The organism is Waterburya agarophytonicola KI4, from assembly GCF_020640915.1.
GTDB classification, from domain to species: Bacteria; Cyanobacteriota; Cyanobacteriia; order Cyanobacteriales; family Xenococcaceae; genus Waterburya; species Waterburya agarophytonicola.
On sequence record NZ_JADWDC010000029.1, the window covers coordinates 18,869 to 45,260 of the forward strand.

27 protein-coding genes, 1 tRNA gene, 1 pseudogene and 1 riboswitch are annotated in these 26,392 nt (G+C 36.5%); of the genes and pseudogenes, 16 read left to right on the top strand and 13 right to left on the bottom strand.

Annotation, left to right across the window (positions count from 1 at the left end; genetic code table 11):
• Positions 1 to 546 precede the first annotated feature (546 nt).
• The 7 genes from I4641_RS12540 (at position 547) to I4641_RS12570 (ending at position 7,595) form a co-directional block, all read left to right on the top strand.
• Complete coding sequence (locus I4641_RS12540) at positions 547 to 4,263, top strand: hypothetical protein (protein ID WP_229640872.1); 3,717 nt, start codon at positions 547 to 549, stop codon at positions 4,261 to 4,263.
• Between the two features lie 394 nt (positions 4,264 to 4,657).
• Positions 4,658 to 4,894, top strand: coding sequence for a hypothetical protein (locus tag I4641_RS12545; protein WP_229640873.1), 237 nt, complete (start codon positions 4,658 to 4,660; stop codon positions 4,892 to 4,894).
• A 22-nt stretch (positions 4,895 to 4,916) separates the two neighbouring features.
• Positions 4,917 to 5,096: a hypothetical protein gene (locus I4641_RS12550; RefSeq protein WP_229640874.1), complete on the top strand. Its 180-nt coding sequence runs from the start codon at positions 4,917 to 4,919 to the stop codon at positions 5,094 to 5,096.
• A 52-nt stretch (positions 5,097 to 5,148) separates the two neighbouring features.
• Complete coding sequence (locus I4641_RS12555) at positions 5,149 to 5,436, top strand: hypothetical protein (protein WP_229640875.1); 288 nt, start codon at positions 5,149 to 5,151, stop codon at positions 5,434 to 5,436.
• Between the two features lie 176 nt (positions 5,437 to 5,612).
• Positions 5,613 to 6,302, top strand: a complete 690-nt coding sequence (locus I4641_RS12560; RefSeq protein WP_229640876.1) for a hypothetical protein — start codon at positions 5,613 to 5,615, stop codon at positions 6,300 to 6,302.
• Between the two features lie 80 nt (positions 6,303 to 6,382).
• Complete coding sequence (locus I4641_RS12565; RefSeq protein WP_229640877.1) at positions 6,383 to 6,913, top strand: hypothetical protein; 531 nt, start codon at positions 6,383 to 6,385, stop codon at positions 6,911 to 6,913.
• A 100-nt stretch (positions 6,914 to 7,013) separates the two neighbouring features.
• Positions 7,014 to 7,595: a hypothetical protein gene (locus I4641_RS12570; RefSeq protein WP_229640878.1), complete on the top strand. Its 582-nt coding sequence runs from the start codon at positions 7,014 to 7,016 to the stop codon at positions 7,593 to 7,595.
• Between the two features lie 1,258 nt (positions 7,596 to 8,853).
• Here I4641_RS12570 and I4641_RS12575 read toward each other — a convergent pair.
• Positions 8,854 to 10,047, bottom strand: a complete 1,194-nt coding sequence (locus I4641_RS12575; protein WP_229640879.1) for a hypothetical protein — start codon at positions 10,045 to 10,047, stop codon at positions 8,854 to 8,856.
• 1,044 nt (positions 10,048 to 11,091) lie between these two features.
• Between I4641_RS12575 and I4641_RS12580 the strand changes: the two genes are divergently transcribed.
• The 5 genes from I4641_RS12580 (at position 11,092) to I4641_RS12600 (ending at position 13,317) form a co-directional block, all read left to right on the top strand.
• Positions 11,092 to 11,310, top strand: coding sequence for a hypothetical protein (locus I4641_RS12580; RefSeq protein ID WP_229640880.1), 219 nt, complete (start codon positions 11,092 to 11,094; stop codon positions 11,308 to 11,310).
• A gap of 4 nt (positions 11,311 to 11,314) precedes the next feature.
• Positions 11,315 to 11,782 carry a hypothetical protein gene (locus I4641_RS12585; RefSeq protein WP_229640881.1) on the top strand — a complete coding sequence of 156 codons (468 nt, stop codon included), beginning with the start codon at positions 11,315 to 11,317 and terminating at the stop codon, positions 11,780 to 11,782.
• Positions 11,783 to 11,878: 96 nt separating this feature from the next.
• The gene (locus tag I4641_RS12590; protein ID WP_229640882.1) at positions 11,879 to 12,226 is read left to right on the top strand and encodes a hypothetical protein; all 348 of its coding nucleotides are present in this window, start codon (positions 11,879 to 11,881) and stop codon (positions 12,224 to 12,226) included.
• A 55-nt stretch (positions 12,227 to 12,281) separates the two neighbouring features.
• Positions 12,282 to 12,842 (top strand): hypothetical protein, encoded by a 561-nt coding sequence (locus I4641_RS12595; RefSeq protein ID WP_229640883.1) that lies wholly within the window; start codon positions 12,282 to 12,284, stop codon positions 12,840 to 12,842.
• Between the two features lie 100 nt (positions 12,843 to 12,942).
• The gene (locus I4641_RS12600; RefSeq protein WP_229640884.1) at positions 12,943 to 13,317 is read left to right on the top strand and encodes a hypothetical protein; all 375 of its coding nucleotides are present in this window, start codon (positions 12,943 to 12,945) and stop codon (positions 13,315 to 13,317) included.
• A gap of 101 nt (positions 13,318 to 13,418) precedes the next feature.
• On the opposite strand, the gene I4641_RS12605 is transcribed toward I4641_RS12600, so the two are convergent.
• The 9 genes and pseudogenes from I4641_RS12605 to I4641_RS12645 form a co-directional block, all read right to left on the bottom strand.
• Positions 13,419 to 15,047 carry an iron uptake porin gene (locus tag I4641_RS12605; protein WP_229640885.1) on the bottom strand — a complete coding sequence of 543 codons (1,629 nt, stop codon included), beginning with the start codon at positions 15,045 to 15,047 and terminating at the stop codon, positions 13,419 to 13,421.
• 75 nt (positions 15,048 to 15,122) lie between these two features.
• Complete coding sequence (locus tag I4641_RS12610) at positions 15,123 to 15,977, bottom strand: DUF4382 domain-containing protein (protein ID WP_229640886.1); 855 nt, start codon at positions 15,975 to 15,977, stop codon at positions 15,123 to 15,125.
• Between the two features lie 61 nt (positions 15,978 to 16,038).
• Positions 16,039 to 17,031 (bottom strand): sirohydrochlorin chelatase, encoded by a 993-nt coding sequence (locus tag I4641_RS12615; protein WP_229640887.1) that lies wholly within the window; start codon positions 17,029 to 17,031, stop codon positions 16,039 to 16,041.
• Positions 17,032 to 17,286: 255 nt separating this feature from the next.
• A riboswitch (cobalamin riboswitch) is annotated at positions 17,287 to 17,448 on the bottom strand.
• 220 nt (positions 17,449 to 17,668) lie between these two features.
• Positions 17,669 to 17,899: pseudogene (frp, locus tag I4641_RS12620) on the bottom strand (fluorescence recovery protein); the annotation flags it as partial.
• A 234-nt stretch (positions 17,900 to 18,133) separates the two neighbouring features.
• Complete coding sequence (locus I4641_RS12625) at positions 18,134 to 18,277, bottom strand: CAB/ELIP/HLIP family chlorophyll-binding protein (RefSeq protein WP_229640910.1); 144 nt, start codon at positions 18,275 to 18,277, stop codon at positions 18,134 to 18,136.
• Positions 18,278 to 18,374: 97 nt separating this feature from the next.
• Positions 18,375 to 19,334, bottom strand: coding sequence for an orange carotenoid-binding protein (locus I4641_RS12630; protein WP_229640888.1), 960 nt, complete (start codon positions 19,332 to 19,334; stop codon positions 18,375 to 18,377).
• A gap of 187 nt (positions 19,335 to 19,521) precedes the next feature.
• Positions 19,522 to 19,731: a hypothetical protein gene (locus tag I4641_RS12635; protein ID WP_229640889.1), complete on the bottom strand. Its 210-nt coding sequence runs from the start codon at positions 19,729 to 19,731 to the stop codon at positions 19,522 to 19,524.
• A 29-nt stretch (positions 19,732 to 19,760) separates the two neighbouring features.
• A complete protein-coding gene (locus tag I4641_RS12640; RefSeq protein ID WP_229640890.1) occupies positions 19,761 to 19,907 on the bottom strand; it encodes a hypothetical protein in 147 nt (48 codons plus the stop codon).
• A gap of 35 nt (positions 19,908 to 19,942) precedes the next feature.
• Complete coding sequence (locus I4641_RS12645) at positions 19,943 to 20,542, bottom strand: superoxide dismutase (protein ID WP_229640891.1); 600 nt, start codon at positions 20,540 to 20,542, stop codon at positions 19,943 to 19,945.
• Positions 20,543 to 20,930: 388 nt separating this feature from the next.
• On the opposite strand from I4641_RS12645, the gene I4641_RS12650 reads away from it, so the two are divergent.
• Positions 20,931 to 21,428 carry a hypothetical protein gene (locus tag I4641_RS12650; protein WP_229640892.1) on the top strand — a complete coding sequence of 166 codons (498 nt, stop codon included), beginning with the start codon at positions 20,931 to 20,933 and terminating at the stop codon, positions 21,426 to 21,428.
• A 434-nt stretch (positions 21,429 to 21,862) separates the two neighbouring features.
• On the opposite strand, the gene I4641_RS12655 is transcribed toward I4641_RS12650, so the two are convergent.
• Positions 21,863 to 23,239 carry a VapE domain-containing protein gene (locus I4641_RS12655; protein ID WP_229640893.1) on the bottom strand — a complete coding sequence of 459 codons (1,377 nt, stop codon included), beginning with the start codon at positions 23,237 to 23,239 and terminating at the stop codon, positions 21,863 to 21,865.
• A gap of 329 nt (positions 23,240 to 23,568) precedes the next feature.
• Here I4641_RS12655 and I4641_RS12660 point away from each other — a divergent pair, with 329 nt between their 5' ends.
• Entirely contained in the window at positions 23,569 to 23,820 is a 252-nt protein-coding gene (locus tag I4641_RS12660; RefSeq protein WP_229640894.1) for a helix-turn-helix domain-containing protein, read from the top strand.
• A gap of 108 nt (positions 23,821 to 23,928) precedes the next feature.
• Here the strand turns inward: I4641_RS12660 and I4641_RS12665 are convergent.
• Together I4641_RS12665 and I4641_RS12670 are read right to left on the bottom strand one after the other, a co-directional pair.
• Positions 23,929 to 23,999: transfer RNA gene (locus I4641_RS12665), tRNA-Gly, on the bottom strand.
• 111 nt (positions 24,000 to 24,110) lie between these two features.
• The gene (locus I4641_RS12670; protein WP_229640895.1) at positions 24,111 to 24,386 is read right to left on the bottom strand and encodes a hypothetical protein; all 276 of its coding nucleotides are present in this window, start codon (positions 24,384 to 24,386) and stop codon (positions 24,111 to 24,113) included.
• A gap of 300 nt (positions 24,387 to 24,686) precedes the next feature.
• Here I4641_RS12670 and I4641_RS12675 point away from each other — a divergent pair, with 300 nt between their 5' ends.
• Together I4641_RS12675 and fbp are read left to right on the top strand one after the other, a co-directional pair.
• A complete protein-coding gene (locus I4641_RS12675; protein ID WP_229640896.1) occupies positions 24,687 to 24,899 on the top strand; it encodes a ssl0294 family protein in 213 nt (70 codons plus the stop codon).
• Between the two features lie 403 nt (positions 24,900 to 25,302).
• Positions 25,303 to 26,364 (top strand): class 1 fructose-bisphosphatase, encoded by a 1,062-nt coding sequence (fbp, locus tag I4641_RS12680; RefSeq protein WP_229640897.1) that lies wholly within the window; start codon positions 25,303 to 25,305, stop codon positions 26,362 to 26,364.
• The last annotated feature ends 28 nt before the right edge of the window (positions 26,365 to 26,392 follow it).

Here is a 26,392-nt window from a genome sequence, read left to right on the forward strand (position 1 = left end):
TTACTCGTCATCTTGTTCATGAATGAAATTGTAGATTAGGAATCTTTTGAACTCTTCTTTAGTAGAGTTACTTAATTTAGGATTATTTTCTATTGTGGATAATATTTTATTGAGCCATATATTCATTTTCGTTCTGCCTATATAGTTCTATATAACTACATAAAACATATAGTTTTATAGGCAACTTTTATGACCAATAAGTAGATTCTAAGTGGCAAAATCGCCAACAGAGCAGTAAAAATATTTTGTAGGTATTTTTGGATTTCACTTTTTAAACTTTTCCTGTATATGGGGTTGGGAAATGATTTTCAAATATTAATTATTACTTATTGTATTTACTTGTTTTACAGCTTTATCTGGAGGGTTTATTAGGCTCGTTCCAAGAGAGAGAAATAATGACTAAGACCCTCCCTCCCCCTACCTACGAATTGAAGGGAGGCAGAACTTTTTTTCATTAACTACAACTAAATATTTATTTTTTGCAGGGTTGGTCATTAGACTGACCCTTTTTTTGTCATTTCATTTAACAAATAAGGAGACAAACAAATGACTAATTTCAATACTATCAAAGTAACAGAATCAACTTTAGAAGCATTGCATTCTAAATATATTAGAAATAACAATGCTGTGGATTTAGAATTCTTGAATAAACTTGAGGTAACTAACTTCATTGAGGAAGCTATCAGTCAAGATAGAGCAATCGCTGAATTGATGAAATCACGCTTTGATGTTAGTTATGACAAAGCCAACAGAGCTAATAAACTAACTGGTGAAGTTGTTAAAGTTCATCAGACTAGAAATGGTTTCCAAACCAAAATAACTATCAACTATAGTCATGGCACTGTAGCTGTATTAAGAGAAGGTAACAAGATTCCTAATGTTTATCACACTCGCGAGTATGTAATCCTAACCTTCAAAGCAGATGAAAAGGTTAATGATAGCGAAGTAGTATCTGGTATTTATCCTGCTGCTGCTGGTCTATATTTGCTGCAAAACACCGTAGGTAATTGTATTGCTGCTGGAGATGTAGAGGACTTAGTTCAATCTCTTATCGGTAAAGTATTAGTTGACCGTCCTATCCAAGCGAAAGAATATTATGGTCGTCGTAATAGTAAGATTGAAGGACAAGAGTTAGACCAACAAGGCATTATTGAGACTCATAAAGTTAGTGCTATTGGCGTATGTCCTAAGTTCCTTGGTAACAAGCACTCTTCTGCGAAGAATGAGCAGCAAACTCTCGAATTCTGTAAAGCTGACTTCAACGGCAATGAAATAGCTGTAGCTGCTGCTTTCTTTCTAGCTTTAGGCGAACCCGTATTTTCTGATAAAAACAACAAGAAATATCTGGTATATGGTGATGGCTGTCGTGCTGCTGGTGTGGATTTAGTTGACGGTAAGTTAGTAACTCTCAATCCAGTCCCTTCTGATAACGGTGCTAAAATCCTCAACAGATTTGCTAGTCATGGCTTCCTTAAAGCCGATAATGCCTCTATCATCATTGCTGGTGAAGAATCGGCAACTTATTTAAGTAACCTCCAGTTTGCTCTTAGTGGAGGTAAGACAGTTCGTGCTGCTGGCGTTCAAGTCCCTGTATTTGTCAGCTTTGGTGCTTTTGGTCTTAACAATGGCATCATGGAAACCAACGCTGCTAAGAATGTAGAATTCAAGTTTGAGCAGGTTAAGAACCTCAACCCTATCAGAATTGACCTGTATTCCTTTGAAGCAGAATATCTTGCTTCTCTTGGTAACAGTCCTGAAGAACAATTAGGTAATCTCAAGCAAGAAATTGAGCAGTTTATTGTTGAATGGTGTAAAGCCAATCAAGAACTCAAAGCCCATCAAGTTGTTAAGTTCAATGGAATCCCTGTATTAGCTAATCGCTTTCACTTTCCTGTAGCTATTAACAACCACAACTATATTGAGGTTCGCTTTGGTGGTGCTGACTTTAACAATCAAATTCGTTCTCTAATAGTCAAAACTAAAGCAGAAGTTGTTTCTGTAAAGAAATCCCCCAAAGTAAGAGGCTTAACTAAGAAAGCCACTGCTTATCAAACTAACACTCTTGTTGTTAAAGATGGTGTAGCTCAAGATTGGGTAGCAATTCTCAACCGTGAAACTATCAAAGGTAGTTCTGCTGTCATTGACATCTTTGCTAATGATGATGAGTTCATTGATAGCAATGTTGTATGGGACAAAGGAGTTCTAACTGTAGACGGTAAAGTCTGGACTCAGGAAGATCTAATCGCTTGGTTAGATGCTAAAGCTAGCACTTATGTAATCAAACGTGAAGTTGCTGGCATTGTCAGAGACGAACTAAATCACCTAGAAGGTGTAGAGTTCATTGAAGAAGAAGGCAAACTTTATGCTGTAGAAACAGTCAAGGGCTTCTTTGGCTATTCCATGATGGAAGTAGAAGTATCCACTGCTGACGAGAATCACGGTGTTAGCTATCTCGGTCTTAACGAGCAACAAATCCTATCCTTTGCTAGTGAGAAAGTAGGTGTAGCTTTAGCTAACCTGGCTGGCAAACAATTAGACAATGCTGATTTGCTGATTGGTGACAAGGAAATCCCTGTATTCAAATTGCCTCACGATGTTGAAGCCCTAAGATCCTTTATGGATATTAAAGCTGAGTTTCGTAGTAAAGCTTGGATGGGCGCAATGGCTAAGAAAGCTTTGCATGGTATCCGTGTTGAATGGGACTTTGCTAAACGAGATGGCAGCATTCACACTTGGGCTGCTAACCTTCCCTTTGGTGTATTTCTTAAATATGGTAGTTGGGATGTAGCGGGTAATCCTGCTGCTGACATTGCCCCTGTAATTTCCTATGTTGAAGATGAAGATGCCGATGTTGTCTCTTCTAATGTTCTAGAAGATGTCTTTAACTTCATTAATATCATCAGTAGTGACAATCTCTCTGACTTAGAAAGAAAATCTCTATTTCTCAGAAGCAACGTATTCTCAACTTGGGTCAACAATCTCAAGACTGCTAAGAAAGCAAATCAATTCACCAAAGCTGGTGTGGCATTTCATCAGAAAGTAGTTGGGGATTTAACTATTGGGACTGATGATAAAACTGGACTTCCTATTGTTAAGGTTAGCTCTGATAATCCCATGCTCAAAGATAAAGAGCTAAACAAATTAGTTAAATCTGGTAATGCTGTTGTCAGAGCTAATGGTAGTTTAGCTGCCAATAGAATAGCGTTCCTATCTCGCTGTCCTCTTCCTATGTTCACTGCTGTTGTGGTCAAAATCGATGACAGTTTAGATAGCAGCGTCATTGCTATTAATCCTGTTGTTTGGATTAAATCTAATCTTGGTGACTTTGATGGTGACTTAGGTTATCTAACTGATGCTGCCCAATTTGGCTTTAACAGCCCTAAAGACGCTGTAGCCTTCAATGATAAATTCAGTGCTATGTCTCACCACTGGGATTTATTTAACAAAGGTGAAGGTGTCTCTCCTGTAGAAGATGCTTTGGCTGTAGATGCTGGTGTAGTTGGTGCAGCTAAAACTGTCAAACAGTTGATGGAAAGCTGGACTGAGCTTGGTAATGAAATCTCTGTTGATGAATTTATTGCTTTGGCTAGTAACGTCCACAATCACTATAAATATGCTGTAGGCAAACTGTATAACAATGCTTCTGCATTAACTCAAGAGATAGGTAATAAAGCCTATAACAATGGCATTGAATCAGTAACAACTGCTGAATTCAAAGCCTTGCTAGAGAGTTGGTTTATCTATGAAGAAACTGGCTTAGGCGGTTGGAGCGTCAAGAATGAGGCTAAAATTGACCGACTCGATGAGGAAGTCAAAGCTGTGTTGGAAAACAAAGTCATGAGTGAAATTTGCAGTGAAACTGAAAGAGATAACACTATTGACTTAATTGATTTAGCTATTGGTGCTGTGTTCTTTCCTGGAGCAGCTTTGCCCCACCTATTTGTAACTATGACTAATGGCGTTTCTATAACAAGTGGTAATCCCCGTCGTAGGAAAGCCCTAGCAACTCAAGTCAAATCTGAGTTTAATCCTCTCGTAGTTAAAGGTGCTGCTAATGCTGTCATTGGTCGTGAAGTTCAAAATGGCAAACGTGATAGTGAAGGTAATAGCAGTGCGGTAATTGCTCAAGCAACACGTCTGATTGCTCGTAAACAGATAACTGATAATGAAGATAATATCTTCAGTGTTGTAGATGGCATTCAAAGCCGTTTCGGTAAACAGATTTCTGTTATTAGTGCTTTGCGTTCCCAATGCCAACGTTAATAACGTGACTCTGTATCCAAGAGTATAAACAAGGTAACTAGAGAAATCTTTTGATATAAAAAGTTTTACACATAAATCTAAGGCTTATCGAACAATCTATTTTAGGTTAGGGATAGTTTATGCTGCTAGCTATTTTCGTAATAGAGCAGATAAACAAATATATCCTAAGTTGGTTAAGGATGACGACACTGGTTTTCGTAACTAAGAAGTATCCAACTAACTAACTAAACCTAATTGAGATTTAGTAGAAGAAAAGCCTGAATCCCTATGATTAACTTTAAATTCCCTGTGTGGGGAATATATTTTTTCTTTTATCTGTGTAGAGAGAAATATCGAGAAGATTTGTCTACTTATAATATTGTCCGTTGTATGTAGAGGAAATTAGGAAATTAAGATGAGTATCTTTAGACCAGGTGTAGGTCAGCTATTGCTGAATATGATTAACAGCAATGTATCGAGAGATAAGTTTGTCAGCTTTGTTCAACAGGCTGGTTTAGTACCAGAAGAAAAAGCTGATGAGTTTATTAGTGAAATGTTGCAGAAATATCCCATAGCCGAACCAGACTTGAGAGGAGAACCTATAGACCCTGTATCAGAAGGTATAGTACCTGCTGACTGGGATGATGATTAATTAAAAAGTAGAAAGAAAATAAATGATGACACTCGATAAAAATAGATTCCAATTGTTAAAAGCAAACTTAGAAAAGTTAATCGCTACCGTCGGATTAGCCAATGTTAGTGACTATATAGTCAGTGATAAAACTATCAGTGAGATAGAAAAGACCAGCCTACTGTTTTTAGTAGAAAACAAACTTGCCTATAAAGATATATAGATATAAGCGTACTGTAGTAGTAAATGTATATACAGTAACTCTTATTAATAATATGTATCAATCAAAAAATGCTTCTACAAATTTAGAAGAAGCAAAAGTAAGACAAAAAGCAGCCGTAGAAAAGTTTGGTTTAGAGCTACGCAGAGAGCAAGAAACAAAATCTTTAGCTGCATGGAAAATAAATAACTCACAGAAACTCAGTGCTACATTGAGCAGACTTAATGCTGATGATAAAGCTGTGTGTGAAGGCTTTCAAAAGCTAAGTAATACCTGTGGTGGAGATAGAAAACTATGTGAGCTATTAAATATTTATCTGGCTACCAAGAGAATGAATTCTTAATTAAGTTTATCCGTCAATTTAATTACCAGAGAAAGATCCGTTACTCAAAGTAGCGGGTCTTTTTTATTGTCTTTTTCCAGAACCTAATGGAGTCAGACGTTAAAGAAACACAATCATTTCAAGGTAACTACTAATTCAATCAATTCTAAATCCCAATCAAACAGGAGAATTAAATTATGTCTAATATCCAAACAGCAATCATCCGTTTAGCTTTCCGCAAAGGTAGTGATGAGATTCATGTAGGCTTGACCAAACAAGGTAATAAAACCTTTATTGGTGAAATTGTTTATTCTCAAGATCTTGTAGTCAGTCACTATAATCAACTGGTAAGCATAAGCGGTCAAAGTGTAGAAGGCAATGTAGGAACTATCTGTATTGCTGATGATGAAGAAGCTGACTTGCTTATAGAACAAATTGAAAGCATTCAAGCTAACCGTCCTCTTAATGAGAGGGGTAATAAATATCCTTTTGTCTTTCTTCGTGTTGTAACTGATGGATTAGTTATTTATAACAAAGGTAATAGAGAAGAAAAAGACCGTTTGACTTTTTTAGATGTAGAGCTAATTGAAGTAGAAGAGGATGCACCCCCAGAAGTTGCACAAATAAAAAGACGTACTATTCTCCCTCAAACTGCTGTTGCTCGTTATGGCACTGTCAGTTATCAAGCTGTTCGTCATAGCCGTAAGAATAATAATCAAGAGCGTGTCTGGAGTAATCCCCGCAGATTTCCATCAGTAGTCGAACCAATTGAAATCCCTCTTGACTCACAACAGGACAAATTAAACATGGTGGCTTCGGCAATGCGTAGTGCTGGTATGTCTCCTCTAGAAATAGCTGAGGCACTGAAAGAACAAGTAGGAGTTTAATCTAAGTATTTAATTGTATAGGCTCTATCTCTATCAAATTTATTTATTAAAAATCAATCAAAGGAGTAATAAAAATTGTTATGCCTAACCCTAATAATCCTAATAAATCAAATAGTAATGTCAATTCTCATGGAAAGCCTAGAATCAATCTTGATGAGAGAATTGCTAAGAAGCAATCTAGAGTTAGTAACGCTAATGATAAGTTCAGGAATAGTTTCAGAGCTTCAAATAAACAAATTGCTGTCAGTAGTGGGGAAGCTATTGAGGATAGATTGCTCTATGAAGCATCTAAAGATCTTGAGGAGCAACTATTAGACGAACAATATGATGCAGTAGTCAGAGCAAATAACAGATATGCAGCAATGGTTAATAATGCTGTGGCTCAGTTGGAAGCTGAAGAGGATGAGAATGTTCGTCTATTAACTGAAGTAGAAGATGACGTGATTGATGCTGACTTTGAAGAAATAAAAGTAGAGTTCCAACGTACATCTAGATTTACCAGCAGTAAATTCTTAAATTCTAGTAATGAAGATTTAAGATCTCTTCCTTCAAGTTCGCATCATCAAGAAAGCCAGAAACCTAATAAATATCAGGTAGAGCTTCCAGAATAATTAGAAAGTAATTTATTTCATAGACCTCTAGTTAAACAACTCGCTGGGGGTCTAGTTTTTTGTACATAGCAGTTGTAATTAAAAACATATTTTAGGAATAATGGAAATTTCAAATAACATTTTAGAATTGATTGAGGCTGGATATAAACAGCATTGTGATAGCATCAGTACCTTAGTATACGAGCGTCTTAACGTATCAGCCGATCAAATATTTAGCCGACTGTTTAAAGAGCATAGAGGCGTAGTAAATGCTTACTGTGACAAATACGATATTGACTTGGCAAGTGTCTTAGAAGCTAATGATATAGAGGTTAAACAGAATATTGGGTTATCAATTATTGAGAATGATATTATGACTGCTCTTGGCAGCAAGAGTAAATATGATGATGAGATTAAGCAGTTGGGCATCAAGACGATTAGGATCACTAATGGTATCGAAGACTGTCCTTGGCTGACTTTATTCAATAGTCCGAATAACTTAGCTTGGTTTGTTAAGCGCACTGACAAAGTTATAGAGTACCTTGATCCTAATAATAAGTGGCATGACTTTATAGTGCAGACTATTGAGACTATCAAAGATAACTGGATAGATCCTCAGTCAGTAAAGCCTAACCTAGATGATTATTGGCAACTAATGGATCTTGAAGTACCAGAAGAAGTTAAAGACCTAGTGGTAAAGTAATTTGGCAATTAGTAGAAAGTCCCGCCCCTAGTACTCAAGCTCCTCTTCCTACGTCAGAAGGAGAGCAAGAAGAAGATGTAGTAGGGGTTATTAATTGCGATCAAGAGGATATACAAAATACACAAGAAGAAATTAAAGAGTTAGCAGAACAGTTTTGGGATAAAACATTTAAACCTCAAACTTTATCTCAATTAAAGGCAGCACGTAAAAGCGCAGAATCATTAGTTAACTATCTTGATGAGTGTATTGAAGAATTAGAAGAACAAGAAAGTATAGAACAACAATTCAATAGGATCATTGGTATTAATCTACCTAATAGAAGATTAAATATAGAAGAGTATAGAAAATATATTCTTCCTAAGTTTAGTAAATGGTGTGCTGAAGATAAACAATTCTTTGTCGATAACTTTGCCTGTATTCTTCCTTTAAACGTAGTAAAGTTTAAGAAAAAGTATTTTTAATTAATCCATTAACTTCGGTAATTATTGAGTAATATAAATACTATTATTCTAGATACAATAGTATTTATATACTTAATTGCACTAATCATGGATACTAAGAATAAAATTCAAACTTCTCCAAAGCACGTAACTCTTCAGAATTATGTAATAGAGTTTATAGAAAGAGAAGCTAAAAAACATAATAGGTCATTCTCTCGTCAGCTAAATAATATAGTTAGAAACCTGATGAGAGCCTATGAGTAATAAAGAACAAGTGTTAATAGAAATACAAAGTAAGTTCAGGAAAAACATTAAGGGTAGTGGGCTAATTTATATGGGCTTATACGAGCTTATAAAGGAAGAACTACCTATTACACCTAAAAGTATTTCTGAGGCTATATATGCCCCTATATCGTTTGTCTTAAAGTATGAATATATCTGGAGTATATATACTAATTGATTACAATAAAAACACAGGTAGTTCAAAAAGTTAGGCACATAATATTAGTAAAAATCATATATATATTGAGACTTTAGCTCGTATAAGCTCTCTTGATATTGCTGTGGTTAAGAGTGTCTTTATATGCCATAAATCTATAGACAAAAAAAGACCTACTAATAGTAGTAGGACTAGATTTATTTCAAAGTATTTGCCTTAATGGATAACAAATTAAAACTCCATCTTTCGACGGAGTGAAAGCTATGTCAATGTAAATCAATATTCTCAATGTTAATTCATCATCTTCTTTAATAGTATTAGAAAATAGGCGCAATAAATAGGATTAAATATATAATGAGAAGAATGTTTTGTTTAAGCATTAAACTTTAGAAAAAGAAGCAGAATAATCAGCCAGTTGTTCAGCGAATAATATAAATCCTGTTAACTCTTTATGCAGTTTATTAGCGAGCTTTGGATTATCTTGGAAGTAGATAACTTTATCTTCATAAGAGAGGTCAGCCCACCAATCTAGTTGTTCTTCTAAAATCTCTTCTGGTGTAAGTGCAGAAATATACTGGGGTAATAAACAAGAAAGCTGTTGAACCCTATTAGAGTTATTGATTGAATTAATAGATATAGTAGAAGTAAAAGCTTCATTAGCAGCATCTTCTTTTTTAAATTGTGATTGTAGTTGAGGTTGAATTACAGTAAAAAGTTCTTCTTGAGTAAAATCAATAGATTGTTGTTGTTCTTCTAATTCATCAAGGGCATTAATATATTCTTGTGTTTCAGTAAAGTGAATACATTTCCATTTAGAAGGAAGACGACCGAATGCTACTTCATTATTATCTAAGCGTTGTATAGGTAGTTGTTCAAATAACATATCAGCATGAGTAGCAGCAATTTCTTTCATAGTGGTATAACCAAGATTAGTGTAGATTTTAGTAATCTTAGATTTAAGAGCTACTAAATCTTTAGTATCAATAAAAGGAAACTGGTTCTCTAATTCAGACTTTTTAAAAGTAAAAGCAATATCGTAAAGGTTTTGAGTAGAAAGGCACTGTTGATTTTCATCATTCTGTAGCAAGACCTTATGCTCTTCCACAATGATTTGTTTTAGTCTTTCAACAGTAGGTAAAGAATAATCAAAACCTTTGTAGGTAATATGAACAGTAGACCTAAACTTTTCAAACCAAAGAAGATTATAATACTCTATTACTAGTTCATAAAACTTGGAAGTAGTTCTAGTTTCTACTAGAGGATTAAGGTAAATATGCCCTTCATGGGCAAGAATCATGCCTAACTTTTTAAGATGAGACATAGAACGGTTATAACTTCCATAACTATTATTAGGACACGCATCTTTTACAACAACTGTATTCAGACTGTATTTAGTTTTACAATCGTTATAGCGTAAGCCACGCTTGAGAGTATCTAAAATATTGCTGTAGGATTGTCCCCTTAATGTTGATTTAGTTATATTAGTAAATAAGTCTTTAACTAGCATATCTTTTGTCATAGGCACTTGCTTATATACCTTACAATCTTGGTTTTGAAATGTTATAATTGACATATAATTTGAAAATATTTTGTTGAATAAAAAGAGAGTAGTTTTGGTCGGCTAGCTCTCTTTTTTGTTATCTATCTAATTGTAGCTTTTAATACTTCAAATGTCATTTAAAACTAGTCAATTTTCTGACTAGTTAACTTATCAATTTTTTGACTAGTCTAAATCCCTGAAAAGGTATATATAGGGTCATTCTAGAAAAAAATACAAAATACTAGTAATATATATAACACTTCTTAAGTATAGGAATATGAGGAACTATAAAAACTGTAAGGTATGAGGCGACAGGCGAATATCTGAACAACCTCATTGTTTAAATACTAACAACAGTATTGATTGTAATTAATAGCAATACAAGTATTAAATATAACGCCGTAGGCGAGTAATAGAATAGGACGCGAAAGTGGACTATGGAACAGTATTAAAACAATGGGGGTGCGTCATCTTTTTACGCCCGACGGGTAACGCGCAACGCGCTCCACAATTACTAATTTGCTGCTGGTGTTTTATCAAAGTAATAAAGCTGTCTATTAATAGTTTGCCTAATGGCTATATATCCCCATATATTTAACCATACAAGCCCCTTAATCTATTTTCCCATAGAACACTCATTTATTAATTAAACCCACGTCTATAGCGATTTTAAAGTTGGGCGTGTGTGTTTTATTTGCTGTTAAATTCTCGCTATTCCCCCGACAGTAAAAGTGGAGAGTTGCCTATTACTTATTACTACTATTTTCTAATAATAGAAAAGTAGCCACAGTGATTACTTTTTACATGAAGAAAATAATGATAAGTAGAAATATAAGATTAGTACCTAATGACTGGGAAAGATTAGGAATCTTAGCAGATAAAAATAATATGAGAGTTAGTGAATTAGTTAGATTAGCAATTAAGGAATATTTGAAATATAGAGTTTAAGTTTGTAATAACTATAGAGATAACTATTTAAACTAAATAGTTATGTTGTTTTTGTGCTTGCTGTAGCTTCAAAAAGTAGCTTTTCGGGAATTATAAGAATACATCGAGTTTATTCACATTTGTAATCTTATGAACCTGTTTAAAAATACTTTTATCCAAGCTTTAGGTGTGGCAGCCTTAGTGTATCTTACTCTTCAAGCTCTCGGTTGGGGACTAGAATCAGTTCTAAATATCTTAGAAAGTTTTGCTCGGTGGTACAGATATAGTGGTAGCAAGTGGTTGGAAGAAATAGCTATTGCTGCTGGTGCGGGATTCCTGCTTATTTCAGCCGTCATAAATAGTAAATAAACAAATGATGTTCAGACGCAGAAATAATATTATCAAACAAGCTGGCAAAAGACTTGCACCTGACAGTAAGCAACTTAAAACGATATTTCAAGACTTGTTCTCTAATCCTACGTCTGAACAAAAACATCAGCAGCCAGATATTAATTCTGATGATAATCCTAGAGCTAATAAGCCGAAGAAAAAACGTAATGAGAGTTATTATCGAGATAAATTAGCCAAATCTTTAAATGGTCAGACGGAGGTTAGAGTTCCATCTGGCAGAATAGATATATTAACTAGCAATCAAATTATAGAAGTCAAGCATATAAAGAAATGGAATGCTGCTTTAGGACAAGTTATAACTTATGGTTATCATTATCCTAATCATCAGAAGCGTATTCATTTATTTGGGGTAGAGAATAATAGTTCTAAGATTCTTTTAATCCAAAAACAATGTCAGGAGCAAAATATTATTGCAACTTTTGAAGAGTAAAATATCCTGCTTTCAAAGTATTCGTCATACCGCATGACACAAAACTAGGTAAAAGAAATTAGACCGCCATCTATTAATTTAGGTGGCGGGTTTTTATTGTCTATACATTTTCAGCAACTAAAACTAATGACCATATCAAAATCAAGACCACCTCAAGGTAGCTACGATGAAAACTATGACCCACGACCTTCAACAGTATCGATTGGTGTCTCACTAATAACAGTAGAAACTGACTCTTTTATCCAAGATAACCGCCATGTAGAGATACCAGTAGACGATGACATAGTTTATCTCACAGTTCCAAGAGAGATTGTTCATTTACCTTGTGGCGGTGCGTCTTATGACATTATTGCTGATTTATTAGAAGCTCAAGGTTACTTGAGAAAGCACTGGAGCATTCAGTCAGTTTGGGAGTGTATTCCTGAAGACCAACACCCATTTTAATTACCCTCTTTTTATTTGTCCAATTACTTGAATAATTAATCAACTAAATATCATTATGAAAACCCATCAAGCAAAAGTTATCAACGTCGTTCAAGCTAAGACTAAATATGGATTAAAGCTCGTCCTCAATGCGGAGTTATTGTCTGATAATTCCCAGGTAGCTTGTTGGAGTAATGAGCTTGGTAATAAACTATATCGCTCAAAACATAAAGGCGATATTGTTGAGCTTATTGAATCTGACAAGGGTAAATATAGTGTTCTTGATAGAGAGCCACCTCACAATATTGATAGTGCAGGACTAAAGCCAGTAAAAGAGGTAATGTCTAGCATACCTAAATCAAATGGCTATGTTAATAATGGCACTACTACTACTCAACAAGTAGCCAATAATGCCGTAGAAGATTATCTAAGCAATGACTTAGGATTGCCTGAACTCCTTACTGATAGACAGAAGCAGGATTTGTCTAAGCTAACTCAGGAACGAGCAAAGCTTTTAGTCTTCTGTATCGAGACTATGAAGAATGAAATGGATGCTAAGGGCTTTGAGTTTTATGAAAATAGTGTTAGAAGTTTAGGCGTATCTCTCTTTATTTCCATAAGTAAATATATTCCTTGAGTTTTAGTTTCTTACCTAACGGGATATTTCCTACACAAACTAGCACTTTTGTATACCTGTTGAAGCCTCTATCTCACTACATAACAAGAGGTACAACACTGTGATTAGATACGATTTAGCAGCACTTGATATTCAGGATCAGGGTTTAGAAATGAAGCCTATAGATGGTAAATGGCATATGATGAGGAATGGGACTAAATACTATGATGCCCCTACTAAAGAAGCTCTTATAGAAGCTTACTACAACCATGATATGCAGGACTATACATATCCTGACAATATCAAATGTGAGTGTGGTAACTGCCATGAAGAAGCTTTATATTTTGAATGCCCAGGATGTCTAAGCACCGTAGGATATTGTATGGGGCAAGACGATTACTACTATGAATTTTGCACTCTTTGTTATTGGCAATTATCCCAAGATTTAATCACAGTAGTAATCCAGGAAGAAAAGCCAGATATATATGTAAATTAATCAGCAATTTATTTAATCAGTAAATAACCCGTGATGCTCATTGTATATGGCTTCGCGGGTTATATTTTATTATAAAATATGATAAATAATTATCTAAACTCCTAAAAAGCAAAAGTGGTTCTTATAGTACCGATCAACAAATCGTCATTATCGCTGTTATTATCTGGATTATTAATATAAATAACTCCAGGAGTAATAGCGATATTGTCATTTAACTGATATTGATAAAAAGCTTCTAGATGCAAAGCCTGTTCTTCGTCTTCGTCAAAGCCCTCTACATCTATTGTAGATTTAGCTACCCAAGGCTGCATCCCAACAATGATGCCACCCATACTCCCTTCTTTAAGCAGATCGGGGAAGGCTAATGTTCCCGCCCAATTCCAAATATCCTGTGTCCCGCGAGGGATAGTTTGCCCCTCATCAGTAAAGCTAGATAGAGTAGTTACCTTGCTCAAACCACCCCAACCACCAATCACAATGCGATCGCTCAAGGCAAAAGAGAACTGTGCGCCATAGGAATCGCTAACTGTAGGTACTCCACCTTCAAACTGTCCTGGCAGTAAAGGTGGATCGCCATCTTCTACTTCTGTCGTAGTTAAAGACTGAATATTAGACAAATCACTACCTACTCCCGTATCGCTTTGATCTAAACCATGTACGTAGGTTAGAGCAACATTTAATTTTTCAAATGGAGTAATGGTAAGCTGTCCCAGCGCACTATAAGATCCGTCAAACAAACCTGCTTCCTCACTCGGATCGCTGGCTTCTCCTGCTAGATAACCCACACTAAACTCTAGCTTGTCGCTAAAGCTATGAATCAGACCAATTCCCGTTTCTCCTGGTGGTAAATAAATCGGACTACGAGTACCAAAAGCAGATAGCGCACCACTACCACCATCGCCATCTAACACGCTAACTGTATTAGCAATATCATCCGCAGCCATACCGATTGCACCGATTAAAATATTGGTATTTTCTCCCAAAGGGCGATCATAAATTAGCACTTCTAAACCTAGATCGCTGTCAGCAGGTTCGGCAAAAGCTAATTCTCCCTGAAATGTTCCTGTTTCGTCCGCAAATTCGGGAAAATTACCTGTAGACAAGCGAGTGAAGAGTAAATCCTCTCCCGTAAAGCTAGTCTCCAACTCTAAGCGGGTACGATAACCAAATACAGCTTCACTGTCGATATCGTCGTCAGTTGCATCTACTCCATCATCATTTGAACCTGCGACTATATCAGAAATACCAAAGATTGCTTCTCCTGCTAGTTTGGTAGTAGTAGAAAATTGACTATCTTCCAGTACCGCAGTTCGACTCTCCAGTTCATCAACTCTGCCACCGATACTAGCTAATTCTGCCTCAAATTCTTGACTCAGGCGATTAATCGTATCAACATCTTCTTGTCCTACTTGACCTTGAGAAGCAATCAGACGCTCTATTTGATTTAAACAGGAATTCAAACCCGCAGCAAACTCATAACGGCTGAGAGGTTGATTTCCACGATAGGTTTGATTGGGGAAACCAGAAATGCAACCATAACGATCTACTAAGCTACGTAAGGCTTCATAAGCCCAGTCTGTAGGGGAAACATCCCGTAATTGATTGACATTGGTTATCTGACCGATACTGTTGTCTTCATACTGCTGGACTTGAGCTTTTACAGCAGTGCCATAAATTCCTGTAACTAAGGTTGCCAAAATAATCGAGGCGGTTTGATTAACGATTGTCATTTTTCCTCACACACAAAATGTTCATGATAACGATTATTATTCTTAATTTAAAAACTATATTGCCATTCAAGATCATTATTCAATAACCGCACAATGACCTTCTCCTACGTGACCTAACCCAATTACTGCTTTGGTAAGTTTTTCTTGGTCTTCGGCAGATAGTTGTTGAGTCAGGGTGGCATCATCAATAGTTAAACTGTCATTAGATGCTAATTGCGCTAAAGGCTCAAAACCCAAAGCATCGACATTGATAGCTTCATCGGCACTAGTTTCCGCATCGCCAAATACATGGTCGAAGTGAAAGGTGGTTTCTATTTCCCCTGGTGAATCTGCCTCCACCATTCCCTTGCGTTCGTCCCCCACATATTCACCGCAGAGATATTGGATGGGACGATCGAGACTAATATCAAAGTTAATTACCCGATCGTCTTTGGTAGCTGTTCCCTGCATGACTATCGTTTTACCTGCTAGGGGAGAGTCTGCGCCCGCAGTATCGACTTGCCAAGCCATAGCATTATAAAAGCCAGGAGTTACTTCTGCATCTGTAACTAAGATAGGTGTTGCGTCTGCTTCTCCTTCTGCTAAATCTATAACTTGGGGTGTATCTACTAAAGAAACTCTTTCCTGATACTCCAAACCGTCGAGAGTGTCTGTTTCTGTTGGTTCAAAAGCACCATCTATTTGATATGCGGTGACTTCAGCTAGATTTACATCCAGGCGATTGAAACTCATTGTCCAACCATCTTTAGTCACAAAACCTTGGCGGACAAAATCTTCTCCGTTAGCCACTAGGTTTAAAGTCGCTGGCTCTTGGGCATTGGCAACAGCAGGATTACCGTTATTACTTTCTGATGTTCCACTGTTAGCACAACTGGCGATTGTCAAAGACAATAGAGCAATAATGTTGAATTTGACTAGGTTACTATTCATAGTTTTTCGGATTTTTCAAATAATGTTAATGTGTTGTTTTAGCTGGCAATCGCTAAAACTACTAAGGTGTCTTCCAAATACGCTGATGATAATCTTCTAATTTGGCATAGGGATCGCGATCGTTATGATGATGGTGATGTCCATGACTGTCGTGATGATGATGTCCGTGTCCGTGTTCATCTACAGCAGCGAGACGGAACTTGCACATTTCACAGTTCATTGCCACTTGACCCAACTGCGCCTCAATTTCTCGCTCCCTAAATATTTGTAGCAATTGGGGAGCAAGACCCATTTCAGGTAAGCAAGCAAAATCAATATCGGGATACTGTTCTTTTTGTTGGGCAGTAATATTAGAGATTTTTTCCATTAAAGTACCCGTAAATAAGAAGTAGGGTAAAACAATAATGCGTTTTGGTTGATAGAGATAAGCCCGACGAAAGCCTTCTTCCAAGCGAGGATGAGTAATGCCTATAAAACAGGTTTCAACTGTCTTATAGCCACTCCCTTCCCACATAAGGCGAGCTAGTTTGTATACGTCTCCATTGGCATCTGGATCGCTCGAACCCCGACCGATAAAGAGTAATACGGTATCTTCACGGGAGATATTGCGGGGGTTATGTTCTGGTTTATCTAGCTCTGATAGGCGATCGCGCCATAGCTCGATAATCTTGGGTGTAATGCCAAAGTGACGACCATAACTTAAATTCAACTGGGGATAGGGCGCACTAGCTCGGTCTAGTTCATTGGTGACATCAAATTTATTGTGTCGGGCAGCAAATAGTAAAATCGGTAACGCCGTAACTTCTGTAAACCCCTGTTGAATGCAAGCTTCTATTCCTTCTTGAATAGTTGGTTTGGTTAATTCTAAGAAACAAGGAATTACAGGACGAGATGTATCTAGTTTCTGATAAGTTGCTACAAAGTCGAGAAAAGTTTGTCTTCCGCGATCGTTTCTCGTTCCGTGACCGATCGCTAGTAAAGGTCTTTGATAAGGCAAAGGTGCTAGCGATCGCGAGTCAAATGTAGATTGCTTAAATGTATTGGTAATAACCATGTAATTAGAAATTAATGAAGTAAATAGATCTGAAATGTTATGTTGCCAACCTAATAACGAGCAGCATAAAAGCAAGCGAACTTAACGATCTAATTAATAAGATCTCGCCCATGAAAATGTCTATCAAAATTGCTTTCAAACTTTGATATTTAGCTATTTATCTTTGATAGCTGAAGCAGCAGAATTCTATTAAAAAAACTAATTTTTGAACCTAAAAAGTTAATAAACATCTGTACCTCGCAGATATATTAGTTGATTTGTTTTAAGTCATCGGCGGGCATTCTGACTAAGAGATTATGAATCTTAACTAGTTCTTCTATCTCATTACAGTTGCGGGACAGTGTTGGATTTTCACCAAACTTTCCCCATTACTTCTAATAGCTGTTTTTTATTAGAACCGATTGTTTAATTCGTGATCATTATCATACCTTTAATTGAATTACTTAAATATAAAAAAAGTTTGAATTTTTTAATTGTTTTACTCTAAATCATTTTCTGCTTAAATAACAAAAAAAATAGACTAAATAGAGACAGTATTTTTAGCCCGTTTTTAATTAATTGAAATATAAATTTTTATTTTACGCTCGATTATTTACATTTGCGCTAAAGCAGATATTTTAGATAACATTTCCAATGGTTAACCCTGAATATCCTCAATGGTTAACCATTTTTCTTTAATCAAGCCAGCAAAGTCAAATGCAATACTAGAAAAGTTATAGACATATTTACCATCAATTTCGTACCTTTTAGTGCTTAATAAATCGTGCAAATACCATAAGTCTTCTATCTTGTTTAAAGAAGTAGCGCGATCGCGAATATCGTTCATCAAAGCAGAAATTTCTCTCTCATAAGCTTTTTGTAAAGCTTGTTTAGCTACTTTTTATTCCGTTGCAGATAATTGGTTTTTAATGATTTCTAGCATTAATAATTAATTTCTGTTTAGTACATATGTTTATTTTATAAATTAAAATCCTATCATCAAAATAAGCAAAAATAAACAGCCGATCTCTGGTTTTGTTTTGCGAGATCGGCTGCTATTATAATTTCTTTGTCCGTTCGTTATTTGGTCAACTTGACTAAATAAAACCTTTTTAGATGAAGTTTACATTAAACCGATCTGACTAAGAATGCCTTGACCTGTGAAATATTCAGTGATGGCAGCAATTACAAAACCTAGCATTGCTAAACGACCGTTCCATACTTCAGCAAATCGACTAAAACCAAACTTATTCTCTTGATTTTCCATGATGACCTCAAATGTACTATTGCTAATAATTCCTATCATTATTATAGCTAATGTAAATTTTTATTGCAATCGTTTGACAAACTTCGTATTTTTACAGCTAACGAGCTAGATTGAGTAATTCTTTGGGAGATGCCAACAGATCGATCGCCACAAAGAAAATTTTGTTTTCGCTATTGAGCAAGAATCGCCAGGACATATTCATGCCTACTCCCGCACCAAACCAAGGAGTTTGCACTTTTCCTGTCACTTTGATTTGGGTGTAATCATCTTCTGCTGGTTCGGTAATACCGCGCTCTGGAGCTAGTTTAAGATTGGGACATTCTTCAAAGAAGAATTTTAGTACCGCATCTTTACCAACAATTGGTCTTTTGAAAGGAGGTTGCAACGCACCATCCTCAGCAAATAATTTGATTAACTCATCAAAATCATTGGCATTCAACAAGTTCATGTAGCTCAATACAACAGGATTAGTCACCCCTGCAATATCGACTTTAGTTCGCTTCGACATTTCTGTAGGAGGAGCAACAGGTTCGCTAACTCTAGTAAAGTTACTCATTTTGGCGGTATCGAATCCCATATCCAATACAGTGTTACGCAATACCGTAATTTGTTGACCCGAATCTAATCCCTGTAACGTAGTCAATACTGCATTGGCATTGGCGGAAAGTTTATATCCTTCAGGAATAGGAGCGACGATTCCTTGTTCCATCCATTCTCCCAACCGATACCAAAAACCCAGCTTGATATTGGGAGTCCAAGTAGCATAAGTACGGCAAATTGGCGTATCTGCATGATTAGCCAGATCGCACATTACCTGAGATTGCTCTTGGAAATTCATCTGTTTAATTTCATCGAGAGTCGGCTCGGCAAATTGCATATTTGCAGCCCCAGGAGCAGCAACGGTAACAGTTTTACCCATTTCTAAATAAGCAAACCAAATCCAGGCTAGCTGATCTTCTGCACTCAGTTGATTAAACCTGGCAGTTAAAGCTGGTACAGCATCAGCAGATAAGGTGTTGGGAAATATATTGCGTGCTGAGTCTACAGTAAATGGCATAGATGATCTTTTAATCAATTATTGTGCAAATTATGTTCAAAGTGCGTGTAGTTTAAAACGCTAGCTCTATTGTAAACATATTTTTATTTAAGTTACATTTTTTAAACAAAACTGTGTAAAGACTTACATTGTCTATCTTCTATGGTATAGAAATATTAGTCCCTATCCCGCTTAATAATTAAGCAAATTAATACCTGCGATCGATCCAGCTTTTTGCCTGACGAATCGCATCTCTTGTCGTCATAGCACTGGGGACTGCCACAGCACAACCTCGGTCGTGATTGACCCAAGCTGCATAAGAACAGTACCCTTCATCCAATTCGTCGCGGTCTATTTCTACCTTGCAGCCACGATAGGCAAAAGAAAGAATAATCTGAGGATAATTTGGCTTCATCATAATTATTGCTTAAACAAAATTGACACGCCCTAATAAGTGTGGTCAGATTTTTTGGTTTTATTTCTCGTCTCAACAACTGTCCAAATTTCTTGCCAGCGGTCGATGATTATTTGTTTCATTTTGTTTGATTGCCAGCGAGGAATGTTGCGGGTTGAGAAGTCCTTAAATTCATTCATGGTTTAATGTTTTTTTAAATGTGGTTAATTTCTACTTACGCAGCAGCTAAATTTTTAGCTACAAAATCCCAGTTAACCAATAACCCTAGAAAGTCATCGATATAAGCAGGACGTTTATTTTGATAATCGAGATAGTAAGCGTGTTCCCAAACATCCATTGTTAAAAGGGGAACTTGTCCGTTAGCTAGAGGATTATCGGCATTAAGGGTTTTAGTCACTTTTAGGGTATCGCCATCAAGCACTAACCAAGCCCAACCGCTACCAAACTGGGTTGCCCCTGCATTTTTAAAAGCTTCTACAAACAGATCGAAACTACCAAAGTCAGAGTTTATTTTTTGTGCCAATTCTCCTGTAGGAATACCACCGCCATCAGGTTTCATACATTGCCAATAAAAAGTATGATTCCAAGCTTGGGCAGCATTATTAAATAGTCCTGCTTTGCTAGCATCTTGGGCGATTGCCTTAATCACCTCTTCAATGGATTTACTATCTAATTCTGTTCCTTGAACGGCATGGTTGTACTTACTGACATAACCCGCATGGTGCTTGTCGTGATGAAATTCTAAAGTGCTTTGAGAAATTGCTGGTTCTAAAGCCTTGTAATCGTAAGGAAGGGATGGTAGCTCGTAAGCCATGTTCGTTCTCCTCTTGCTATAAAAAGTAACTGCGATCGAATATTGGGAAGATTACTGTTTGCTGCGGTTGTAATCGACAGCATATAAGAGATTTTGAGCCTATTCCCGATTCCATTGCTGATAGTAGCGTAGTTTCAATTAATAAAAAATGCTTGTCCCCTGGAGGGGGATTAGACGAACATGAGAGTAGACCTATTGAAGCTAACCCTACCTTTGATGGAGTTTAAATAATTAACTTCAACCAAGTTGAAAGAGTCGAGATTGCTCTAGAAGTAATGACCTCTTAAACACTTTCCAACAATTGAATATGAATAGACCTTCTACCCGCTATGTCTTTTAAACTGGCGGGTTTTTTGTTGTTAATTTACTTGACTAAAAAATCAATATTATGACTAGAACAATTAGAGAATTAATAACTAATGAAGTAATCTATTTCATCAGTCCCCTAGTTGATGAACTACTCAAACAAGAAAAGTATCGTGAAGAATTTTATCACTTGACCACTTCAACAGATTGGGATGAAGCAGAGAAGGCTATTAACCAAAATATTTGTGTTGTTCAACCAGACGTAGATAATCTATGGGGTGTCTATGACAAAGACAATGATTACTACACAGTAGAACCAACCCACGAAAACAAAATTGATGCAATACGTGAGTATTTTAGTGATGTCAATTGGGACTTGTCCGATTACCACTGTGAGGTTTGTGAATACTGGTTAGTCAGTGAGTGGTTATTAAACAAGCTAGAAGATAAAGGTGAAACTGTAGAACGAGATTTTATGGGTTTGTGTATTTGGGCTAGAACAACGACAGGTCAATCAATATGGTGCGACTATGTTATTCAGGAAATATACAGTGATTTAATCAGTAAAACAAATGGTTAACTTTCTTATTGACTTAATCTTCCAAGCCTACGGCGTTTACGGGTTGTTTGTATTACCTGGATATGTCAATTCTGGCATTGCACCATAAGCTATCCTCAGCTAATACAAATCCGCTTACGCCAACCCGTTCCCACTGACGTAGGAAGTGCTACTCATTCTTCGTAGAAGATGCTGCTCACTTCATGAAAGGAAGTGCGTTCTAATATTTTTTCTTTTTCACTACACAAGTAACGTCAATTAATATTTTTCTTAGAAGCTATACCCCCTGATATATATGGCTTTCGGCTAGTTGACGTTAAATCTTCCCAAAACAGAAAAAATCAGGAACTCTACCGAAATAGAAAATTCCTGACTTTGATTTTTGTCCTAACGTCAATTTTGTTAAATTCACCAAGCTAAAACCCTTGCTCTAACTTGGTTTCATCTAGTTGACGTTAAACAGAGTCTTTTTCAAATAATTCATCGAACTTAACCCAGATGGAATAAGGAATATCTTTGATACTGCTTACCTGTGGTCGAAGGGATGAATCATTTGTTAGTTCATCGAACAATTTTTGTCTCTGCTGATTGCTAATTTTCTTCGGAGCATATTCAAACTTCTGTTGCAATAAGGTTCTAATCTCCTTGATAGCTTTGCTACTAGGCTTATTTATTTCCTTCCTGGGAATTTCAAGAGAGGAAATGGCTGCAATATTCTTGGGCAGAATATACTTATCGTCCTTATGGTCATCAAGATAACTTTTAATTGGTTGATACCAAGGATGTTGATAACAATACGAAGCATTGGATTCTTCGACGAGTTCAGCTTCTTCATCAGTTAACCACCATTGTTCGCCTGAGAAATAGGCTTCAACAGCAGCAGTCCAGATTGCATCTACCTCTTTTTTCAAAGCAGGAATGTCAATCTTGTCCTTGAGAACAGACACAATCCAATAACGGCGTGAGCCAGTTTGGTCTTTAAGAAAGTTTCCATTATTGGTTGTTCCAGTCAGGATGAAACGTCTACGGCAATTAAGGAATTGAGCAGAATAAGCTGGTCTAAAAGAATCTTTAGTTGATGTTATAAAATCCTTAATTTTCTCCTCTTGATGTTTATCAAATTTGGTGTCAATTTCTCCCACTTCAGTTATCCAATGACGATGAAGCTTGGAATAGAAGTCTCTGTTAACCGAGATTTTAGGAACAGTGTCGTTAAACCAAGCTTGGTTTTTAGCTAGCGTTTTTAAGAACCTTGATTTTCCTATTCCTTGCTTGGGAGAATAGAGGGCTAAAACAGAATGAACTTCGCACCCAGGGTCAAATATTCTGGCAACCGCAGCTATTAAGGTTTTCTTTAATAGCAAATTAGATAAAGGGTCATTATTGCCAAGATATCGTTCAGCTAAGTTATCAATGTTTGCTGGATTAGCACAATTTTGTTTCAAGCCTTCGAGATATTTCTCTACTGGATGATAGTGATTGTTGCTAATGATATCCATCAAGCCATTCTTGAATGTTTTTGGCTTTTGGAATACAGATTGATATTCTGTCTGGCAGAGAACCTGGATACGGTCTTCGACCTTCAATGTTTCAGTTTCATGTCTTCGCAAGCTTCGACCATCCAACTCAACGTCTTGAGTTAGAAGGTTATAACGCAATCTGGGTTTTAAGAATTCCTCCAAAAATCCTAGAGTTTGTTGTTCGGATATTTCTCTTAGCTCAGGAGCTTCATATTGACTGATAAAATCGTCAACTGCTTCTAGCTTACTATTTTGTGAATTATTGATTCCTTCATTACTAGAATTTAGGAATTGTTCTTGATTAAATGACATTTAATATCTCCTATATGATTAATTTTTCCGAGTTTAATAACCTCTTCAAAGACTGAAGTAAGTTATCAACTCAAGCTAAATTAACTGGAGTTATAAACTTGCCGTTTATCAAGTTATTAAAGTCACTGACGATGACTTGCTTACCAAGATTGGAAAGCTCAAGAACAAAGTTCTTGTATATAACAATATATGTTTTTGTAATACAAGGCAATGTGATTTGAATCAATCTCTTGTTTGATTTTGGTCACACTATTTATATGTGGAATATGATAGTGATACATAGGCTTGTAGCAAAGGCTTTCCTTCCAAATCCAGGTAACTTACTTGAAGTGAATCACATTAACGGCTGTAAGACAGACAATAACGTCGGCAAGCTAGAGTGGGCTACTGGCAGTAATAATGTATTACACGCTTACAGAACTAAGTTAAGAAAAACCAAGCTGTCTGAAATACAAGTAGCTGAAATCAAAAACCTGATTAAACAAGGATTAACTCAACGCGAAATTGCTTCTATATATGGCGTGAGTCATTCAACTATCGGTGAAATAAACAGATGCAAAATATGGGCTTCTGTAGCGTGAAGTTATTATGAAGACCGAGATATTGGGTCAGAAATGGGTCAGAATAGTTAAACACCCCATTTTTGACTCGATATTAGAAAGGCTATAAACCCTACTGTATATAGTGTAAGCGGATGAGGGGAATCGAACCCCTAGCTTTAGCTTGGAAGGCTAAGGTATTACCACTATACGACATCCGCAGCAACGTCAATTTTTTGTTGACTTAATCATGATAACGATATTCCTTACTTTGGTCAACCAATTTGCCAAATAATCTTGATATTTTGTAATATTTTAGGATTTTTAAGAACTTATTTTTTTCGTTCTTGGATAATCTGGATTAATAAATCAGTAAAAACAGGGTCGTCAATTCTTTTAGCAGCTTCAATCAAAAGGTCTGTTTCGGTTTGAGAACCTTCTGAAGTTTTGCTAGGAACAGCCACGAGTAGAGAAAGATGACTAATAAGACGGTCGAGTTCATCTATCATACGCGATCGCTTGGCAGATAATAATCTTGCCGTACGGCGTATAGAACGTTCTCTTTCTAGTTCTGCCAGCAAGATGTCTTTTTTAGGTGCTTCGTCCATCTTTCCGTTTCCAAAATTGTGTACTATTTTCAGCAATAGAATCTTCTTTTTGCTAAAAAATTGCAACCGCAATAAAAAGACCCACTATTGGCATTAAACCTAATTGAAATCAAAATGAAAAGCCTTGTATAAGTTTCAACTGATTAACTTAATAGTTCTATATTCCTTGTTAAATATCGCAATCAAATTAAAATATAATGGCGATCGCAATGCAGTGAATCATTAAATTACGCTACAATTTCCAACAAAAACCTTAATACTTACTTCTGGCAAAAACTTTATTAATTATCCCTGAGATTTATGTTTTTAAGCGAATTGACTCCTGCATTGCAAAAATTGATTCAACAGCCAATCGCCTTTACAGGAGGTTTTGTATCTGGCATTTTACAGTTGAAGCTGAACGAAGAACCCTTATCTCAATGGCTCGAACAACAGGGATATAATTCCTCCAGTCATCATAATTCTGCGACTCCCAATAGTGGCGATCGCCCTCAATCAATTAATATAGATTAGCAACCTTTTAGACAAAGGAGAGCAAAGCAAAATAGCTATCTCCTTTCTTCGCCAAAAAACGTTTGCGCTTAATGAATTTTTGTATCAAAAACAGCCAAAATTATCAATAACCTGAAGCTCGCCTTAAGCTTATGAGTCTCAGGGGAAATCCCTTTCTAATATGAGTACATAGAGAGTGTAGTAAATCTGAAGTAACACTGGAGGTTACGTCTTTCCATTTAACCAGGTGAGAAAAATCCTCCCTTGCTTTAAATAAACTTTGCTCTTAATAACAACGCTATTCTTTAGACTTTTGCTTTATCGAATCTCGTAGTTAATTTATCTAGCTCTTGTCCTCGATCGCAATCTATTTATCAAGAAGGCTAAGAAGGCAAGATATACAAGATTCACTTATATTAATTTCATGGAAAATTCAGACAACGCTGTCATTCCAGAATATAGCTTAGATCGAGATTGCCAAACTCTTTCGAGGCATGTATTGCAACAATTCTCAGATTTCTCTACCCAAGCACAAGATGTTAGTGCCATCATGAATCGAGTCGCGCTAGCTGCCAAATTGGTTAGTCGCCGTTTGAGCAAAGCGGGTTTGATGGCTGGAGCATTAGGTTTTACAGGAGAAACCAACGTTCAAGGGGAATCAGTTAAAAAAATGGACATCTATGCCAATGATGTCTTTATATCTGTCTTCAAGCAAAGTGGCTTAGTTTGTCGCTTAGCATCAGAAGAAATGGAAAAACCCTATTATATCCCCGAAAACTGTCCTATAGGACGCTATACCTTGTTATACGATCCTATTGATGGGTCTTCTAACGTAGATATTAACCTCAATGTAGGTTCGATCTTTTCTTTACGCCAACAAGAGGGAGAAGATCTCGATGGCGAAGCTAAAGATTTACTAACAGATGGCGATCGCCAGATAGGAGCGGGTTACGTTCTTTATGGCCCTTCTACTGTGTTAGTTTACACTCTGGGAAATGGCGTACATTCATTTATTCTCGACCCCAGTTTGGGAGAATTTATCCTAGCCCAAGAAAATATTATCATTCCCCCTCATGGCTCTGTTTACAGCGTTAATGAAGGAAACTATTGGCAATGGGACGAATCAATTAGAGACTATATTCGGTACGTTCATCGTCACGAAGGATACACTTCTCGCTATAGCGGTGCATTAGTGGGAGATTTCCATCGTATTCTGCTTCAAGGCGGCGTGTTCCTCTATCCAGGTACGGAGAAAAATCCTGAAGGGAAGTTGAGATTGTTATATGAATCTGCACCTTTGGCATTTTTAGCCGAACAAGCAGGAGCAAAAGCTACCACTGGCTTTGAGAGAATTTTAAGCGTCGTACCAGACAAAATACACTATCGGACACCTTTGTTTATTGGTAGTACGGAAGATGTCGATTTGGTTGAATCTTTTATTCAAGATCGAGTGCGTCGCGATACAGAAGAAAAGGCTCTGGTTTAGCTACAAATTTTAGTTGTTAAGTAAGTAT